Annotated in this window: 15 protein-coding genes; 14 read left to right on the top strand and 1 reads right to left on the bottom strand. The window is 74.1% G+C overall.

All coding sequences use genetic code 11. The features are described 5' to 3' along the window. Positions 1 to 47: 47 nt before the first annotated feature. Entirely contained in the window at positions 48 to 2,102 is a 2,055-nt protein-coding gene (locus FB157_RS05475) for an ATP-binding protein (protein WP_145876822.1), read from the top strand. A gap of 88 nt (positions 2,103 to 2,190) precedes the next feature. On the opposite strand, the gene FB157_RS05480 is transcribed toward FB157_RS05475, so the two are convergent. Further along, positions 2,191 to 3,756 (bottom strand): DUF4157 domain-containing protein, encoded by a 1,566-nt coding sequence (locus FB157_RS05480; RefSeq protein WP_186581355.1) that lies wholly within the window; start codon positions 3,754 to 3,756, stop codon positions 2,191 to 2,193. 250 nt (positions 3,757 to 4,006) lie between these two features. Between FB157_RS05480 and FB157_RS05485 the strand changes: the two genes are divergently transcribed. The 13 genes from FB157_RS05485 (at position 4,007) to FB157_RS48225 (ending at position 18,111) form a co-directional block, all read left to right on the top strand. After that, positions 4,007 to 5,566 (top strand): phage tail sheath family protein, encoded by a 1,560-nt coding sequence (locus FB157_RS05485; protein ID WP_145876473.1) that lies wholly within the window; start codon positions 4,007 to 4,009, stop codon positions 5,564 to 5,566. Between the two features lie 35 nt (positions 5,567 to 5,601). After that, the gene (locus tag FB157_RS05490; protein WP_145876475.1) at positions 5,602 to 6,042 is read left to right on the top strand and encodes a phage tail protein; all 441 of its coding nucleotides are present in this window, start codon (positions 5,602 to 5,604) and stop codon (positions 6,040 to 6,042) included. Next, positions 6,039 to 6,533 (top strand): zinc-ribbon domain-containing protein, encoded by a 495-nt coding sequence (locus tag FB157_RS05495; RefSeq protein ID WP_145876477.1) that lies wholly within the window; start codon positions 6,039 to 6,041, stop codon positions 6,531 to 6,533. Before FB157_RS05490 ends, FB157_RS05495 begins: the two co-directional genes overlap by 4 nt. Beyond that, positions 6,530 to 6,688, top strand: coding sequence for a DUF6760 family protein (locus FB157_RS47135; RefSeq protein WP_167444188.1), 159 nt, complete (start codon positions 6,530 to 6,532; stop codon positions 6,686 to 6,688). The genes FB157_RS05495 and FB157_RS47135 overlap by 4 nt, the downstream gene beginning before the upstream one ends. A 4-nt stretch (positions 6,689 to 6,692) precedes the next feature. After that, entirely contained in the window at positions 6,693 to 10,088 is a 3,396-nt protein-coding gene (locus FB157_RS05500) for a hypothetical protein (RefSeq protein WP_145876479.1), read from the top strand. 33 nt (positions 10,089 to 10,121) lie between these two features. Further along, a complete protein-coding gene (locus FB157_RS05505; protein WP_145876481.1) occupies positions 10,122 to 10,547 on the top strand; it encodes a phage tail protein in 426 nt (141 codons plus the stop codon). A gap of 63 nt (positions 10,548 to 10,610) precedes the next feature. Further along, entirely contained in the window at positions 10,611 to 11,333 is a 723-nt protein-coding gene (locus FB157_RS05510; protein WP_145876483.1) for a LysM peptidoglycan-binding domain-containing protein, read from the top strand. Beyond that, positions 11,330 to 13,153, top strand: a complete 1,824-nt coding sequence (locus FB157_RS05515; RefSeq protein ID WP_145876485.1) for a VgrG-related protein — start codon at positions 11,330 to 11,332, stop codon at positions 13,151 to 13,153. The genes FB157_RS05510 and FB157_RS05515 overlap by 4 nt, the downstream gene beginning before the upstream one ends. Positions 13,154 to 13,187: 34 nt before the next feature. Continuing rightward, positions 13,188 to 13,505 (top strand): PAAR domain-containing protein, encoded by a 318-nt coding sequence (locus FB157_RS05520; RefSeq protein ID WP_145876487.1) that lies wholly within the window; start codon positions 13,188 to 13,190, stop codon positions 13,503 to 13,505. Next, positions 13,505 to 13,927: a GPW/gp25 family protein gene (locus tag FB157_RS05525; protein ID WP_097254132.1), complete on the top strand. Its 423-nt coding sequence runs from the start codon at positions 13,505 to 13,507 to the stop codon at positions 13,925 to 13,927. The genes FB157_RS05520 and FB157_RS05525 overlap by 1 nt, the downstream gene beginning before the upstream one ends. Further along, positions 13,927 to 15,888 carry a putative baseplate assembly protein gene (locus FB157_RS05530; RefSeq protein ID WP_145876488.1) on the top strand — a complete coding sequence of 654 codons (1,962 nt, stop codon included), beginning with the start codon at positions 13,927 to 13,929 and terminating at the stop codon, positions 15,886 to 15,888. The genes FB157_RS05525 and FB157_RS05530 overlap by 1 nt, the downstream gene beginning before the upstream one ends. Beyond that, positions 15,885 to 16,448, top strand: coding sequence for a phage tail protein (locus FB157_RS05535; protein WP_145876490.1), 564 nt, complete (start codon positions 15,885 to 15,887; stop codon positions 16,446 to 16,448). The genes FB157_RS05530 and FB157_RS05535 overlap by 4 nt, the downstream gene beginning before the upstream one ends. A 373-nt stretch (positions 16,449 to 16,821) precedes the next feature. After that, entirely contained in the window at positions 16,822 to 18,111 is a 1,290-nt protein-coding gene (locus FB157_RS48225) for an NADase-type glycan-binding domain-containing protein (protein WP_261386179.1), read from the top strand. Positions 18,112 to 18,147: the final 36 nt, after the last annotated feature.

Here is an 18,147-nt window from a genome sequence, read left to right on the forward strand (position 1 = left end):
GAACCGGCGTCCGCCCCGATGCCGATGCCGAAACGGTCTCCGCCGACGTGGACCACCTGTGGACGCGGCTTCGCGTGGTCGAGGAGCGTGTGCGGCACGCGGTGGCGGTTCGCCGGGCCGGCGACCCCGACCCCGACGACCCGTACCGGGGCCAGTACCTCACGCCCGAGGCGGCTGCTCGCATCCTGGACGAGCCGGGCGGTCTCGGCGTACCCGCGTACGAGCCGGGGCAGCCGCCCGCCGGGTCCGTCCTCGACGGCCTCGCCCGGCGGTTCGGGCTGTCCCCGCTCGACCTGGACCTGCTCCTGGTCGCGCTGGCACCCGACCTCGACGCACGCTTCGAGCGGCTCTACGGCTACCTCAACGACGACCTGACACGACGACGCCCCACGGTCGGGCTCGCCCTGGAACTGTGCGGGCTCGCCGGGGCGGCGTCCGCCCGGTTCCGGCTCGCTCCGGGCGCCCCGCTGATCGCGGGCGGTCTGATGGAGGTCACCGAGCCCGAACGGCCGCCACTGTCACGAGGGCTGGCGGTCTCCGACCGGGTCACCGGGCATCTGCTGGGCAGTGCCCGGCCCGACGCCCGGCTCGCCGGGATGCTCGGCGAGGCACGCGAGGACCCGACCGCCGAGGCGGCCGACGTCCACCGCACGGCGGCCGCGGCCGGCACCGGCGTCGGTCTCGTCCATCTGCGCAGCCGCGGCGGCGATGCGGCGGGTCTCGCCGTCGCCGCCCTGCGCACGGCCGGGCTGCAACCGCTCGTCCTGGACGCGGTGGCCCTCGCCCGGCGCCCGGCCGACGTACCGGAACTCGCCCGGATCACCGCCCTCGAAGTCCGCCTCACCGGCGCCGGAGTCGTCCTCGGCCCCCTGGAGGCGCTCCCCGGGGAACCCGCCGAACGGGCCGCCGCACTAAGGGTGTTGTGCGCGACGCTGCGGGGGATCCCCCTGATCACGCACGGCACGGTCGGCTGGGCCCCGGAGTGGGCGGCCGACACCCCCGTCGCCCTGACCGTGCCGGCGCCTTCGCCCGGACGGCAGGCCGCGCGCTGGCGGCACGCCCTCGAAGGGGCGGCCGGCAACATCTCGGGTGACGACCTCGCGACCGATGACGTGGAAGCGCTCGCCGAGGCCGTCGCCGCGCACCGCCTGGACTCCGGGCAGTTGCGCCGCGCCGCCGACGTGGCGGTGCGCACGGCCGCCCTCGCGGGGCGTCCGGTCCGCCCCGACGACCTGCGCACGGCCGCACGGGCCCAGAACGGCGCGGGGCTCGAGCGGCTCGCCCGCCGGGTGGAGCCGGGCGTCGGCTGGGACGACCTGGTGCTGCCGCCGGCCACCCACCGGCGGCTGCGCGAACTCGCGCTGCGCGCCCGCCACCGCGAGCAGGTGCTCGGGCAGTGGGGGATGCGGCCCGGCGGCGGCCGGGGACGCGGAGTGATCGCGCTCTTCGCGGGGGAGTCGGGCACCGGCAAGACCATGTCCGCCGAGGTCGTCGCCGCCGACCTGGGCATGGACCTGTACGTGGTGGACCTGTCCACGGTGGTGGACAAGTACGTCGGGGAGACCGAGAAGAACCTGGAGCGGATCTTCACCGAGGCGTCGGCGGTCAACGCGGTGCTGCTCTTCGACGAGGCCGACGCCATCTTCGGCAAGCGGTCGGAGGTGAAGGATGCACACGACCGGCACGCCAACATCGAGTCGGCGTACCTGCTCCAGCGCATGGAGTCCTTCGACGGGATCGCGGTGCTGACCACCAACCTGCGGGCCAACCTCGACGAGGCGTTCACCCGCCGCCTGGACGTCGTGGCGGACTTCCCGGTGCCCGATGCCGGCCAGCGCCTCGCCCTGTGGGAGCGCTGCCTGGGCGACCGGCTGCCCCGCGCCGAGGACCTGGACCTCGCCTTCTGCGCCGACCGCTTCGAACTCGCCGGCGGCTCCATCCGGGCCTGCGCGGTGACCGCGGCCTACCTCGCGGCCGAGTCCGGCAGCCCGCTCACCATGCGGCAACTGGTGACGGCGGTCGCGCAGGAGTACCGCAAGCTGGGACGGCTGGTCCTGGAGGGCGAGTTCGGGCCTTACCTGGCGGACGCCGTCGACGCCTGAGCCGCGGACTGCCGTCGGCGCCTGAGCCGCGGGTGGCGCGGTCCGCGGGCGGCGGAACCGCTTCCCCCGGGGCTCGACACGGAAGACCTCAGTCGGAGGCCTTCTTCCACTTGTCGCCCTGCGCTTTCTTCCACCGTTCGAGAGCGGGCGGGGAGAGTATCGCGCCTCCGTACTGCGTTTCGTGAAGGCGCTGCGCCTCCCTCAGCTTGTCCGCGACGGCCTCCCAGTCGACGGTGGCAGCGTTCGCCAGGCTCAGGGCGTCCTTCAGCTCGCTCGACCGTGGCGTCATCGCGCCCGAAGGCGTGTAGTTGAAGTCGGTCCCGGATCCCGGGTCGCCTATCCTCTTGTCACTCGCCGGTCCCATTTCCAGGTTGGCCGGCATGTTGTGCAGGGCTTTTTTGTTCCCCGCGGTCGAGTCGAGCACCGTCCGTATCTCGTCCAGGAACTCGAACAGCGGTTTCGCGTTCGCCCCGTCCTTCTCGGCCGAGGCGAGTACAGCGTCCAGCTCGCTCCGGGAGATCTTGTGGTGGAGGGTCGTCTTGTCGCCCCAGAACGGATAGTCCGCCCGCATCCCCGCGTGTGCCGAAGTGACCGCGCTCGCCGCCCAGTCACTGCTGCCGCCGCCCGGACCCGAGAACCCGGACGCGTGTTTCGCGGTTTCGAGCTCCGCGAGGAGAAGGGTCAGCATCGACTCGTCTTCTTTTACCTCGTCGAGCGTGAAAAGTTCGCTTCCGGGTTCGATCCCGATCTGCTCGAGGATGTACTCCTTCTCGTTCTGCTTCTTCGCTTTGAACTCTTCGCTGAGCCCCTCGAAGTGCTCCATGATTTCCTCGAACAGGGTCTTCGAGGAAGTGGCCGCTGCTGCGGGTTGGTTGCCCCCCGCCTGATTCTTCGTCGTCTTCTTCCTCGGCATGCGCTGCACCTCGGCCGCTGCCCCGGTCGTCCGGTGCGCGGCGTCGGCGGTGTGGTCCGCGACCGACCGCTGGACGTCCGCTCCGCCCCGCATCACCTGCTCGGCCTTGCGTTCGGCCGACCTCTCGAACCGGTCGGAGGGGTCGCTGATGCTCAGGCCCCTGCCGTCGTCGGTACCGGCCACGGCACCGGCACGCTGCTGGCGGACGTGCTCCAGTTCGTGCGCGAGGGTCTTCTTGTCGATCGTGCCGCGGAACACGATGTGACGGGTGCCGGTGGTGTACGCCTCGGCCCCGACCGCCTCGGCGGACCGCCGGGCAGCGGCGCCGGTGTGGACCGCGACGTCGGAGAAGTCCTCGCCCGAGAAACGGGCTTCCATCTCCCGCTGCAGCGAGGCGGGCAGTCGGCTGCCGGCGGACCGCACCACGGAGTTCACCGCGTCGGCGGCGCTCGGCTGCGCCGCGGCTTCCCGGTCGTGTTCCGCGCCGTGCCGATGGTTCGGGTGAGAGTCCTCCTGCACCCCGGCGTCCGGCTGCTCCTGGGCGGACGCGCGCCGGGCGATCATGGCGGTGACCGCGGCGTTGCCCGAGCCGCGCTGCGCCGCCCGGAGCGCGTCGGCGGTGAGTGGCGGCGGCACGGCGGCGCCGCCCGCGGACGTCTCCCGGCGGGCGGCGGCCGCGGCCGGGCCGCGCGTGGCCTGCCGGTTCTCGGTCTGCTCCGTGTGCGCCCCGGACGTCCGCAATTCGCTGCCTCCTAGTCGGCCGCACCCCTGCTGCGGTCCACCAGTGGACCGCCCGGGCGACCGGGACGTCCAGGCCCGTACGGGCAGAACGAGGGCAAGGCGGGGCGGCGGCCGGACCGTCCGAGCGGGCAGCCGAAGGCAGCGATCTTGCCCTCGGCCAGGTCCCCGCGTTCCTGTCGCCCCGGCGGGCCTGCCGCGCAGACTCGGCCTGGACACAGCTGACAGACCCGTAGGACGCGAAGGAGCGAGCATGCCGACGTACCTCACCCCGGGCGTGTACGTGGAGGAGGTGCAGTCCGGTGCCCGCCCGATCGAAGGGGTCGGCACCGCCGTCGCCGCGTTCGTGGGGTTCGCCGAGAGCGGCCCGTTCCACGCGCCGACGCTGGTCACCGGATGGGACCAGTACACCCAGCTGTTCGGTGGCTTCACCGAGGGCGCCTACCTGCCGCACGCGGTCTACGGCTACTTCGCCAACGGCGGCGGCGCCGCCTACATCGTGCGGATCGGCGGTTCCGCCGAGGACACCTCCGCCCCGGCGGCCCAGAGCCCCAGGCGGCAGGACACCAAGGCCGTGGAACCGGCGGAGCTCGGCGGCTTCCTGGTCGCGGCCAGGCCGGGCGTCCTCGGGTTGTCGGTGGAGGTCGCCGACGCGGACGGCGAGAACCCGCCCGAGGACCGCTTCAAGATCCTGGTCCGCCAGGGCGAGCAGGTGGCGGAGACGTACGAGGCGTCCGCCCGCAAGAACGTCAAGGGGTACCTGGTCAACCAGGCGCGTGCCTCCAAGCTGATCGAGGTCACCGAGCAGCGCGGTGCCACCCAGAGCAGGCCCGCCAACCAGACCGTGGCACTGGCCGACGCCCCGGCCGCGCCGGCCGTGCCCGGCGCCGGCGCGGTGTCCCGCCTCGACCCGGCCGAGTACGTCGGTGACGCCGGGGCCCGCACCGGGTTCGGTGGCCTGGAGACCATCGACGAGATCACCATGGTCGCGGTGCCGGACCTGATGAGCGCCTACCAGCGCGGCGACATCGACGCCGAGGGCGTGCGCACCGTGCAGCTCGCCGTGATCTCGCACTGCGAGCAGATGGGCGACCGGGTCGCCGTCCTGGACGCGCCGCCCGGGCTCTCCGCCCAGCAGGTGCGCACCTGGCGCAACGACGAGGCGGGCTACGACTCCCGCTACGCCACCCTCTACTACCCGTGGGTGCGGGTCTTCGACCCGGCCGCCGGACGCAACGCCCTCGTCCCGCCGAGCGGTCACGTCGCCGGTGTGTGGGCGCGCAGCGACGTCGAGCGCGGTGTGCACAAGGCGCCGGCCAACGAAGTGATCCGCGGCGCGGTCGACCTGGAACTCCGGCTCAGCAAGGGCGAGCAGGACCTGCTGAACCCGATCGGCGTGAACTGCATCCGGGCCTTCCCCGGCCGGGGCATCCGGATCTGGGGCGCGCGCACCCTCTCCTCCGACCCGGCCTGGCGCTACCTGAACGTGCGCCGCCTGTTCAACTACCTGGAGGAGTCGATCCTCCTGGGCACCCAGTGGGTGGTCTTCGAGCCGAACGACGACCGGCTGTGGTCGAGCATCCGGCGCAACGTCACGGCGTTCCTCAGCGAGGAGTGGCGCCGGGGCGCCCTGTTCGGCCGCACCGCCGAAGAGGCCTTCTACGTGAAGTGCGACCGCGACAACAACCCGCAGGAGTCCATCGACCAGGGCCGGGTCGTCTGTGAGATCGGCGTCTCGCCGGTCAAGCCGGCCGAGTTCGTGGTCTTCCGGCTGGCCCAGTTCTCCGACAGCACCAGCCTCATCGACGAGTGACCCGCGGGTCCGCAAGGAAAAGGTGACAGACAGTCATGGCAACGGGCGATGCTCTTTCCACCCACGTCTTCGGCGTGCAGCTGGGCGGCTACCTGGTCGAGTCGATCCAGGAGATCAGCGGGCTGACCGTCGAAGAAGAGGTCGTCGAGGTCAAGCAGGTCAGCGCGGACGGCAAGCAGATCATCCGCAAGCAGCCCGGCGCCCGGCAGGCCGGCGAGATCACGATCACCCGGGGACTCGACAAGAGCAGCGAGTTCACCAAGTGGATCAAGGAGACGCTGAACAAGGGCGCCGTCAACTCCGCGCGGCAGAACCTCACCATCGAGATCAAGGACTCCGAGGGCAGCACGGTCCGCCGTATCCAGCTGCTGCAGGGCTGGGCCTCCAAGTGGGAAGGCCCCTCCCTGAAGGCGGGCGAGTCGTCCCCGGCCACCGAGTCCGTCACGATCGTGTTCGAGGAGATCGTCGTCGAATGAGGCGCCGTACGGTGACGGCGGGCAACCTGGAGGAGATACTCCAGGTCACGGCACCCGCCGCGGCTCCGGAGCAGGCGGCGGCCCCGGCCGCCGCCCCGGCGCCGCCCCGGGAGGACCACGGTCTGCGCACCGAGTTCGAGTTCGAGCTGCCGCGCGGGTACGTCGACGAGGCGGGCACGGTGCATCGGCACGGCTCGATGCGCCTGGCCACCGCCCGGGACGAGCTGCGGCCCCAGATAGATCTGCGGGTCAAGGAGAACCCGGCGTACCTGAGCGTCGTGCTGCTGAGCCAGGTGATCACCCGGCTCGGGAACATCACCGACGTGCACGCCGGGGTCGTGGAACGGATGTACGCCACCGACGTCGCCTTCCTCCAGGACTTCTACCGCCGCGTCAACAGCGAGGGCCACACCCGTGCGGCGGTGACCTGCCCGCACTGCGGCGGCGGCTTCGAGGTCGACCTCTCGGGTGGGCGCCTGGGGGAATCGTGACGTACGCCCTTCCCCGCCTCCGGGAGGAGATCGCGTACATCGCCTACCACTTCCACTGGCAACGCGAGGAGATCCTCGATCTGACCCACGGCGAACGCCGGCAGTGGGTGGCCGAGATCGCTCGTATCAACACCCGCATGAACGAAGGCGGTTGAGCACATGGCATGGCGGGACAGGCTGCGCCGCCGGGCCGCCGGAGGACCGGACACCGTGGAGCGTTTGCGGCGTGCGGGGCGCACCGGCGCCCCGGCGGCCGGTCCGTCCGGCGAGGGTCCGGACCCGAGCGCGCCCGGCGGCCCGGGTTCCGCCGCGCCGGTTCCCTCCGCCCCGGTTCCCTCCGTGCCGCACGACTGGGACGGCGGCTGGCGCCGTACCGCCGCGCCCGAACTGACCCTCTCCCGCGCCCCGCTCGGCGTCAGCGACGGCCTCACCTTCCGCGCGGGCCTCGCCGCCTGGCAGAACCCGTCGTTCGACAACGGCCTCGGGCACGCCCTGCAGCCCACGGCCCCGACCGGACTCATGCGGGGTGTCACGCGCCCGGCCACCGCGCAGCCCACCCACACCGGCGGTGGGCCGCTGCTGCTTCGGGCACTGCGCCCCGAGGGAGCGGAGGGAGCGCAGGGCGACGGGACCACGGCCGGCACGGCTCGGACACTGGACGGCCGGACACCACAGCTCCGGCGCCGGGCGCGAACGGGGACGGGGACGGGGACGCGGGCGTCAGGCCCCGCGCCGTCCGCCTCGGAGCCGCGCGTCTCGACGGAGTCCGGTCCGCTCCCGTCCGGCCCGCTGCCCTCCGCCTCCGCCTCTGCCGTACGGCCCACCGCCGGCGGCTCGGGCGGTACGGGAGGGGCGCAAGCGAGTTCGGGCCCGCAGCCCGCGTCGGCGCGTCCCGGCGGCAACAGCGGCAACAACGGCGACGGCGTGGCGGGGGAGGGGCGTTCGAGTGGTGCTCCGCGGGCCCGTGGCCTCACGTCCGGTGATTCCCCGGCCGTGCTCTCCTCGTCACCTCCCTCCGTCCAACGCGTCGCGGTGCCGGGCACGGCCCCGGCCGTGACTCCCACCGACACCGGCCGCCCGCCGGCCGCTCGGGAGATTCCGCTGGTACGACGTGTGGCGGTGCTCCCGGGCGCAGCGGCCGACGCAGGTGTGTCCCGCTCAGCGGCCGACGGGTCCGCCCCGGCGAGACGGGCCGCCGCGCCCGAGCGGGACTCCGGGAGCGCGTCCCGGCCGGCGGCAGGTTCAGGAGGCCGTACGCCCTCCGGCCCCGCCACCCGGACGACGGGTTCTCCGTCCGCTCGGGGAGCCGGACAGCCGGAGGCATCCCGCGCCTCCGCCGCCGAGGCGTCCCAACCTGCCGTCCGACTCCGGTCGGTGGGGCCCCGGCTGACCGTCGCCCGGCGCCCGGCCGGAGCCGCGCGCCGCATCTCTGCCCTGCGGCCCGCCGGCACCCCCGTGACCGCGGGCGGCACCGCTCCTGACGCGCCCGGTCCCACCTCCGCCACGACCGGACCGGCCGGTACGGGCGTGTCCTCGACCGCCCCCGTACAGCGTGCCGTCACCCGTACGGCGAGCCGCGCGCCCCTCGGTGCCCCGCTGAGCGAGTTGCCCGCCACGGCCGCACCGCCGGCGCAGGCCGTCTCCGCCGCACAGCCCCCGCCCGGCACCGGATCCGTGCCCGGTCAGGCACTTCCCGTCGTCCAGCGGCATGCCGAAGGCACAGCGGAAGGCGCAGCCGGCGCCTCGCGCCCGGCCGACGGAGGTCCGAGCGGGTCGGAGAAGGGTGCCTCGCGGCCCACTGACGGCGGCGGGAGCGGGAGCAGGAGCGGGACGAGCCAAGGCTCCCCGCGCCCGAGCGGCGCACGTGCGCGAGGTGGTCTGGGCGCGCCGCTGCCCGCGTTGCCGCCGAGCGCAGACCTGACCGGTTCACCCGCGTCCGCCGCCCGCGCCGCTCGTACGGCACCCGGCCCGGACGTCCAGCGCGCCCCGGCCCACCGGGACAGGGGTGCTCCCGCCCACCAGGACAGGGGTGCCGGAGCCGCTCCGGCGCCGTCCGCGACGGATCGCGACCGGACTCCCGGCGAGGCCGCACCCCTCGGGCGAGGAGAGGGCGGAGCGGACGCGCCGCTGCTGGGGGCCGTCGACGTCCAGCGCAGTCTCGCCGCGGACCGGCCCACCACCGCGGGCAGCACGGCACCCCGCCCCGCGAGCCATGAAGACGGGCCGGCCACACCGCTGGTGACGCCGTCTCCGGTCGCAGTGCCGGAAGGCGTTGCGGGTACGGCAGGTTCGGCAGTCCCGGCAGTCCCGGCAGTCCCGGCAGGGAATGCGCCACGCTCCGGTGCGACCTCCGGCGGACCGGTCCCGGGCGGGCAACAGCCTCAGGACCCCGGCGCCCCGGCCCCGGTCCTCGTGTCCCGGGCCCTGGCCGAAACAGGCACCGAGCGCCCCGAACGCACCGAGCACCCCGAACGCACCGAGCGCCCGGAAGGCAGCCGGACCCCTGCCGCCGGATCGCCGTCGGCACCGGCGCTGCCCCGATCCCCCCGCCCCGCGGGCGACCGGCGCCGGCCCCGCGGCGCGGCCGCCCCGCGCGCTCTCACCGTGACCGGGTCCGCAGCGCACGCCGTCCCTGCGGCGTCCCGCTCCCTCCAGTTGCTCCACGCGCGCCCGCTCACCATGAACACCCGCGCTCCGGAAGGGGTGGCACAGCCCACCGCCTCCCGCACCGACAGCCGTCCCGTGGTGGCCGCGCGCTGGCCCGGCGCGGCTGCCGCCCCGCAGGGCGAGCCCGTGCCTCCCACCGGGGCGTCCGCGCGACCGCCCCGGAACGCGAGCCCGTCCGCACGCACCCCGGCGACGCGTCAGGTGCAGGGGGCCGCGACCGTGCACGGACCGGAGAACTCGGCGGTACGAAACACCAGTTCCCCGGTGACGCCCCAGGTGCAGCGGGCCGTGACTGCGTACGGGCACGGGCCGGACAGCTCGGTGGTGCGAAGCACCGGTTCTCCGGGGAACGTCCAGCGCGTGCCGGTCGTACGGCCTGCACCGCCGGGGCCGCAGACCTCCGGGGCGCTCGCCGGGGCCACCGCCGTACCGGGGCGGCCGCTGCCGGTGACCGCCCCGCAGGCGCCTCCCCTCCCGGACCGCCCGCAGGCCATGCCGGCACCGGCATCCGCGGGGACTGTTCCCGTGGTCCGGCCGAGGAACGTCGCGTCAGGCCCCCGATCGACGGCGGGAGGCCACGGGAACAGCCCGGTGGCTCCCGCGGTCCAGCGCGAGGTCCCCGGCGCAGGGAAGAGCGTGCCCAAGGACGTACCGGCCAAGGCGGCGCCGTCGCGCGGCAAGCAGCAGCCGCCCGGCACGTCCACCACGTCCTCGACGTCCACCGCCTCCTCCAGGCGCACGCCCCACCGCGCCGGGGCACCGCAGGACCCCGGCATCGACCTGGACGACCTGGCCCGCCGTCTGCTGGACCCGATGGCCCGGCTGCTGCGCACCGAACTGCGGCGCGGCCGGGAACGCACGGGCCGCCCCTACGACGGACGCCGCTGAGGGCACGGAACGGATCGGACGGATGACGGACGAATGACGGACAACATCTTCGCGACGAGCGTGTTCTTCCGGCTCGCGATCGGCGGCAACGACCTGGGCGCCTTCCACACCTGCTCCGGCATGGGCGCAGAGGTCGAGATGGAGAGCTACGCGGAGGGCGGCAACAACGACTTCACCTGGCAGCTCCCCGGCCGCGTGACCTGGTCGAACATCACGCTCACCCGGCCGGTCACCGCCGACACGGCGAAGATCGCCCGCTGGCTCGACGAGACCCTGCGGAGGGTGGAGCCCAAGGACGGCGAGATCGTGGCGCTGCGGCCCGACCTGACCCGGATCATCAGCTGGCAGGTGTTCGGGATCGTCCCGGTGCGCTGGCAGGGCCCGTCCTTCGACCCCAACAGCTCGCAGGCCGCGGTGGAGACCCTGGAGATCGCCCACGAGGGGCTTCGCCCGTCCTGACCCGCCTCAAGCACCGCCCCGCACCTCGGTTTTCGCCCTCCGTCCCGGAAAGGAAGTCCCGGCATGTCCCCAGCGTCCCGCTCCAGTCGGGCCAGGGCCCAGCTGACGCTGAAGGAGCCCCCGGCCTCCGTCGGCGCCAAGCCCGGCGGGACGATCGCGCGGCTGAACCTGCAGTTCAACCCCTCCACCCTGGAGCTGCGCAAGACCACCGAGTGGCGGCGCTCCCCGTCCCGGATGGCGGGGCAGTCGGCGCTGCCCGAGTTCGTCGGCAGCGGCCCGCGCGAGCTCAGCCTCGAGGTGTTCCTGGACGCCACCGCCACCCACGACAACTCCGTGGAACTGGCGGTGGAGAAGCTGATGAAGGCGTGCGTGCCGACGCCGGCCAGCCTGGGCCGCAAGAAGCCGGCCAGCCCGTGGGTGCGGTTCGAGTGGGGCACCGCGCGGACGACCTCGTTCGACGGGGTGCTCTCCAGCCTGTCGGTGACATACACGCTCTTCGACGTGGACGGCAAGCCGCTGCGGGCCACCTGCGCGCTGTCGATCGAGGAGGCGAGCGTCGACCCGCCGGGCCAGAACCCGACGTCCGGCGCGCGCACCGCCCGCAGCACGCACACCGTCGTGGCGGGCGACAGCCTGGCCCTGCTGGCCTGGCGGGAGTACGGCGACGCGACGGCCTGGCGGGCCATCGCCGAGGCGAACGAGATCGACGACCCGATGGCGCTCGTACCCGGCACCGAACTGGTGGTGCCGGCGCTGCGGGACGCGGGCGCTGAGGAGGAGCGGTGAGCACATCCGGGGAACAGGGCGGCCGGTCGTTCGCGGCGGACCCGATCGTGGAGGCACCCGGCGAACTTCCGCCGATCTGGGCCGCCCAGCTGGTGAGTTGCGTGGTGGACGAGAACGTGGGCCTGCCCAACGCGGCGGTGCTCACCTTCCGCGACCCCGACCACGAGTTCCTGACGGCGACCGGCATCACCATCGGCACCCCGCTGCGCGTGTCGGTCGTGACCGTGAGCGGACAGGCACGCGAGCGGCTGTTCGACGGCGAGGTGACGGCCCTGGAGGTGGACCGGGACCGCACGGGCTCGTTCACGGTGGTGCGCGCCTACTCCAAGGCGCACCGCCTCCAGCGCGGCCGGAAGGTGGTGGCGTACCGGAACATGACCGCGGCGGCCATCGTCCGCAAGGTGGCCGCCGGGGCCGGACTGGCCTGCGGAACCGTGCAGGCCGCGCCCGTCACGTACCAGCAGCTCTCGCAGGCGAACGTGTCCGACTGGGACTTCCTGCAGTTCCTGGCGGCCGAGAGCGGCGCGCAGGTGCGCGTCGACGACAAGGGGCTGCTCCAGTTCACCAAGCCGGAGAAGGCGTCCGGCGCGCCCGCGCCGTCGACCTCGGCCACCCGGAACCCGATGGTGCTGGAGTACGGGCGGAACCTGCTGGCGCTGCGGGCCTCGCTGTCGGCCGCGGACGGCGCGCAGCAGGTGGAGGTGCGTGGCTGGGACGTCACCACGAAGCGGCCGCTGGTGTCCCGGCAGCCGTCGGTGAACAGTGACACGGTGGTGCCGGGCCTGAGCCCGGCGTTCGCCGCCCGGTTCGGCAAGTCGTCGAAGCTGACCGTCACCGACACCCCGTACCGCACCCAGGCCGAGACGACCGCGGTCGCCGACGCGGTGGCCGCCCAGGTCAGCGCGGGCTTCGGCGAGCTGGAGGTGGTGGCCGAGGGCAACCCCAAGCTGCGGGCGGGCAAGCCCGTGGCGCTCGGCAACGTCGGGAAGGCGTTCTCCGGCAAGTACACGGCGACGGCGGTGCAGCACGTCCTCGAACCGCAGGGCGGATACCGGACGACGGTGTGGGTCAGCGCGAGTCCGGACCGCTCGCTCACCGGCCTGGTGACCGGCGCCAACGCGCCGTCCCGCGGCCCGCGCATGCCGGGACTGGCGATCGGCGTCGTGACGGACGTACGCGAACCCGGCGGCTCCCAGCGCGGCGCGGTGAAACTGAAGTTCCCCTGGCTGGACGACACGTACGTCACCGACTGGGTGCGCACCGTGCAGTGGGGCGGCAAGGGCGGCGGTGGCGTGGTGAGTCCGGAGGTCAACGACGAGGTACTGGTGGGCTTCGAACAGGGCCTGCTGGACAGCCCGTACGTCATCGGGGGGCTCTACAACGGCGTGGACGAACCGTCTCCGCACGACGTCCCGCTGATCGACAGGACCAGCGGGAAGGTCAACCGCCGCTCCGTCGTGTCGCGTTCGGGACACCGGGTGGAGCTGCTGGACGCGAGGGCGCCGGGACGCTCCGGGGTGCGGCTGATGACCGGCGACGAGCGCCTCGAAGTGTTCCTCGACGACCGGCAGAACCGGATCGAGCTCACGGTGTACGCCGGGAAGGCCAGACCCGTCACCTCCGTCGTGCTCGACCGGAGCGGCATCACGCTGGACGCGAAGCAGGGCGACGTGACCGTGAAGGGCCGGCAGGTGGACATCACCGGGACGAACAAGGTGCAGATCGACGGCCGTTCGGTGGGCGTCAACGGCAAGTCGGACGTCACCGTCGACGGCGGTCTCCTCGGCGTCCTCAAGGCCAAGCTCATCCGGATCAACTGACCTCATTCCCCCGGGATCTCGAAAGGAGCGCCGCATGCCCGCCGCAGCCCGTACCGGCGACCCCACCAACCACGGCGGGGTGATCGCCACCCCGCCGCCCGGCGCCGCCACGGCGGTGGCGACGGTGCTGATCGGCGGCCGCCCCGCCGCCGTCGTGGGCAGCCTGCACGCCTGCCCGATGCCACCGCACGCCGCCCTGGGACCGGCCAACGTGGTCGTGCCCAACCCGGCCGGGCTCGTGTCGGGCGCCGTCCTCATCGGCGGCCTGCCCGCCGCCAAGGCGCGCGATCAGACGGCGTGCGGCGCCATGATCATGACCGGCGCCCCGAACGTCCTGATCGGCGGTGTGTGATGAGCGAGCGGTTCATCGGCCGCGGCTGGGCGTTCCCGCTGCGGGTCGGGCCGACCGGCGGGATCGCCATGGTCGAGAGGGAACGGGAGATCGAGGAGGCGATCCGCCTGGTGCTCGGCACCGCGCCCGGCGAGCGCCCCATGCGCCCCGAGTTCGGCTGCGGCATCCACGACTACGTCTTCGCCCCCGGCGACGGCGCCACCGCCGGCCGCATCGCGCAGCAGGTGCGCGAGGCCCTGGAGCGGTGGGAGCCGCGCATCGCGGTGGACGACGTGGTCGTCGCCTTCGACGCGGTCGAGGACGGCACCCTCTACATCGACGTGCACTACACGGTGCGTTCCACCAACGACCGGCGCAACCTGGTCTTTCCCTTCTACACGATCCCCTCCGAGGAGGGGGCCGAGGAAGCGGGCGCTCACTGATGGCCCTGCCCTCCCCGAACCTGGACGACCGGCGGTTCCAGCAACTCGTCGACGAGGCGAAGCGGTACGTGCAGCAGCGAGCCCCGGAGTGGACCGACCACAACGTCTCCGACCCGGGCGTCACCCTGATCGAGACGTTCGCCTACCTCGTGGACCAGTTGCTGTACCGGCTGAACCGGGTTCCGGACAAGAACTACTCCGCGTTCCTCGACCTGTTGGACATCCGCCTGTTCCCGCCGACCGCGGCCCGTGCCGACGTCGACTTCTGGCTCTCGGCGCCGCAGCCCGACACGGTCGCGCTTCCCGCGGGCACCGAGGTGACCACCGCGCGCGGCGAGAGCGACGAGGCCGTGGTGTTCACGACCGCGGACGAACTGCGCATCCTCCCCAGCGAGTTGATGCGCCTGGTGACCGCACCGCGGTCCGGTCAGCAGACCGACCGGACGGCCGTGCTCGCCGAGGGACACGACATCCCCTGCTTCCAGGCGGCACCGGAGCCGGGCGACGCACTGCTGTTCGGCCTGCCGACGGCGGTGCCGCGCTGCGTCGTCGCGGTGCGCCTGGACAGCCGCGTGGAGGGCGTCGGCGTGGACCCGCGCCAGCCCCCGCTCGTGTGGGAGGCCTGGGACGGTGGCGGCTGGCAGCGGTGCGAGACCGGCACCGACACCACCGGCGGGCTGAACCGGCCCGGCGAGGTCATCGTGTACGTACCGGCCGGGCACACGGCGTCGGTGATCGGCGGAACCCGGGCCGGCTGGCTGCGCTGCCGGGTCACCGAGGCGGAGCCGGGCCAGCCGTTCTACTCGGAGTCCCCGACGGTGCGCGAGGCGGCCGTGTTCACCGTGGGCGGCACCATGTCCGCCGAGCACGCGGAGACCGTGACCGATGTGCCGCTCGGCACCTCGGAAGGGGTCTCGGGGCAGACGTTCCGGCTCGCCCGCCCGCCGGTCCTCCTCGACGGCGAGCCCCCCGTGGTCGAGGTCTCCTCGGCCGAGGGGTGGCAGCGCTGGGAGGTGGTGGAGCACTTCGGCCGCTCCGGCCCCGCCGACCCGCACGTCCGCGTGGACGCCACCACCGGGGAGTTCGCCTTTCCCCCGGCGCTGCGCGAACCCGACGGCTCGCTGCGGCAGTGCGGCGCCGTACCGCCCAAGGGAGCCCGGATACGGGTGGCCCGCTACCGCACCGGCGGCGGCCCGGCGGGCAACGTCGCCCGCGGCGCGATATCCGTGCTGCGCAGCTCCGTTCCGTACGTCGCCCGGGTCACCAACCGGGAGGCGGCCCGGGGCGGCGTCGCCGGGGAGAGCGTCGCCAACGCCAAGCTGCGGGCGCCGGAGGTGCTGCGGATGCAGGAGCGCGCGGTGACCGCTGAGGACTACGAGATCATCAGCCGCCAGGCCGCGCCCTCGGTACGCCGGGTCCGCTGTCTGCCGGCCGCGGACGGTCCGGGCGCGGTACGGGTCCTGGTGGTGCCGGACGCGGTGGCCGACGAGGGCGACGACCGGCTCCGCTTCGAGCAGCTGATCCCCTCGGACCAGGTGCTCGAAGCGATCACCACGAGCCTCGACGAGCGCCGTCTGATCGGCACCCGCCTCGTGGTGGAGCCGCCGGTGTACCAGGGCGTCACCGTGGTGGCCCGGCTCGCGGCGGCGCCGGGCGACACCGACCGGGTGCGCGACGCGGCGCTCGACGCGCTGTACCGGCACCTCAGCCCGCTGAACGGCGGTCCGGACGGCACCGGTTGGCCGTTCGGGCGGCCGGTGCAGTACGGCGACGTCTTCGGAGTCCTGCAGCGCGCCACCGGCAACGCGCTGGTGGAGGAGATCCGGCTGTTCCCCGCCGACCCGATCACCGGCCGGCGCGGCGCCCCGGCGGACCGCATCGACGTGGTCCCGGGCGCACTGGTCTTCTCCTACCAGCACCAGGTGGTCGTCACGGCCGTCGATCCGGAGGCGCGGGGATGAGCCGCGCCGCCGTGCCCGGCCTGCCGAGCAGGTACCCGATCGGCGAGCAGCTGCCCGCCCTGTACGCCGACGACGACTTCGCGCAACGGTTCACCGCCGGTCTCGACACCGTCCTCGCCCCGGTGTTCGCGACCCTCGACAACCTGCCCGCCTATCTCGACCCCCGGCTGACCCCGACCGACTTCCTGGCCTGGCTGGCGTCGTGGGTGGGCGTCGAGGACGACCCGCGGTGGCCCGTGGAACTGCGCCGTGAGGCGGTCGTCCGCGCGGTGGAGCTGCACCGGTGGCGCGGCACCAGGCGTGGTCTGACCGAGGCCCTGCACCTCGCGCTCGGCGTGCACGCCGAGGTGACCGGTGACGGCGGTGCGACGTGGTCGAGCACGGCGGGTGCCGGCCTCCCGCCGGAGCCGGACGCCGAGATCCTGGTCCGGGTGTGGCCGGCCCGCGAGGCGCGGGTGGACGCGGTCAGGCTCCGCGAGATCGTCCGGGCCATGTGCCCGGTGCACACGGCCTTCCGGGTGGAGGTCCTGCCCGCCCCGCCCGCCGACGAAGGGAGGTGACGTCATGCGCGCGTGTCCCGCGTGCGGGGCGTCCAACGACCCCACGGACGACTTCTGCGGCAACTGCGGCGCGTACCTGGGCTGGTCCGACTCCAGCACCCCCACGCCCACAGCACCGGAGCCGTCCGCACCGAGCACCGCTCCGGGACCGGAGCCGTCGGACTCGGGCGCGGCTGGGGTGGCGGGGCGGTCGGCCTCGGGTACGCCCACGCCACCGGAGCCGTCTGAACCGAGCACCGCTCCGGGACCGGAGCCGTCGGACTCGGGCGCGGCTGGGGTGGCGGGGCGGTCGGCTTCGGGTACGCCCACAGCACCGGAGTCGTCTGAACCGAGCACCGCTCCGGGACCGGAGCGGTCGACCCAGGGCGTACCTGTGGCGCCGGAGCGATCGGCGCCGTCCCCGGAGTCCCCGGAGTCCCCGGAGTCCCCGGAGTCCCCGGAATTCCGGTCCGCGCCCGCCCCCACCCCGGCGCCCACCGCACGTCCGGTGGACGAGCCGGCGTCCGCCGCGCGCATCCGCACCCCGTCGTTGCGAGGGCGGCTGACCGGCCGCGGCCGCGCCGGGGCGAGGGAGCCGAGCGGCGCCCCGGACGCCGAGGGCTCCGGTGCCGCCCCCGACCGGACCGAGACCACCCCTGCGCGCCGGTCCGCCGCGGACGAACCGCGCGCAGCCCGCGGTCCCGCCGCTGCCACGACGCGCGGACCGGTGGCCGCCGACGGAGAGGACGCCCCACAGGGGCCACCCGCACCCGGCGACGAAAGCCGCACGGGTGGTGCGGGTGGGAACAGCCCGGCCGAAGGCGCAGCCGAGGCCGCCGTACCCCCCACCCCACGCGCCCCGACCATCCAGCCCCGCACGCCGCAGGCGCCCGCACCGGCCCCGGACCAGATCGGCCCCGTACGCCCCGCGAAGCCCGTGGCCCCCCGCCCCGTCGTACGACCCGTCGCGGCGCCGGACGAGGGGACGGGGCGGCCCTGCCCCGCCTGCGGGACCCTCAACCAGCCGGAACGCCGCTTCTGCCGACGCTGCGCCGCCGAACTGACACCCGCCTCGAAGCCCGCACCGCTGCCGTGGTGGCGAACGGTATGGCCGTTCCGCCGCCGCACCCGCGCGGGCTCGGGCCGGGCGTTCCGGTTCTTCGTGATCCTGGCCGTGGTGCTGGCCCTGTGTGCGGGCGCCTTCCTGCTGCTGCCGGCCGGCCGCGCCCTGTTCGAGGACACCCGGGACAAACTGGGCAAGGCCAGGCCCGTGACCCCGGCCGACGTCAGGGCGAGCGCGGAGGTGCGCGGGCATCCGGCGACGGACACCACGGACGGGCTGAGCAACCGCTACTGGGGCGCACCCGGGCCGGGCGCCTCGGTGACCTACACCTTCCGCAAGCCGTTCCGGCTGGTCGACGTGATCATCACCAACGGCGCTTCCTCGTCTCCGGAGGCGTACGCCGGCCAGGCACGCGCGCTCCAGCTGGACATGGAGGTGACGACACAGGACGGCGTGAAGCACCACAAGGAGGTCACCCTCAGCGACAAACCGGGCCCCCAGACGATCTCCACCGGGATCAGCGAAGCGAAGACGGTACGCCTGGTGCTCGGCTCGCCCGTCGGTCTGACCCGGGGCCGGCACCTGGCGCTGGCGGAGGTGGAGTTCTTCCAGCGGAGCTGACGACCACCGGGCCCGGCTCGACGGACCGGTGCGTGC

It is taken from the genome of Streptomyces sp. BK340, from assembly GCF_007827595.1.
Classification (GTDB): Bacteria; Actinomycetota; Actinomycetes; order Streptomycetales; family Streptomycetaceae; genus Streptomyces.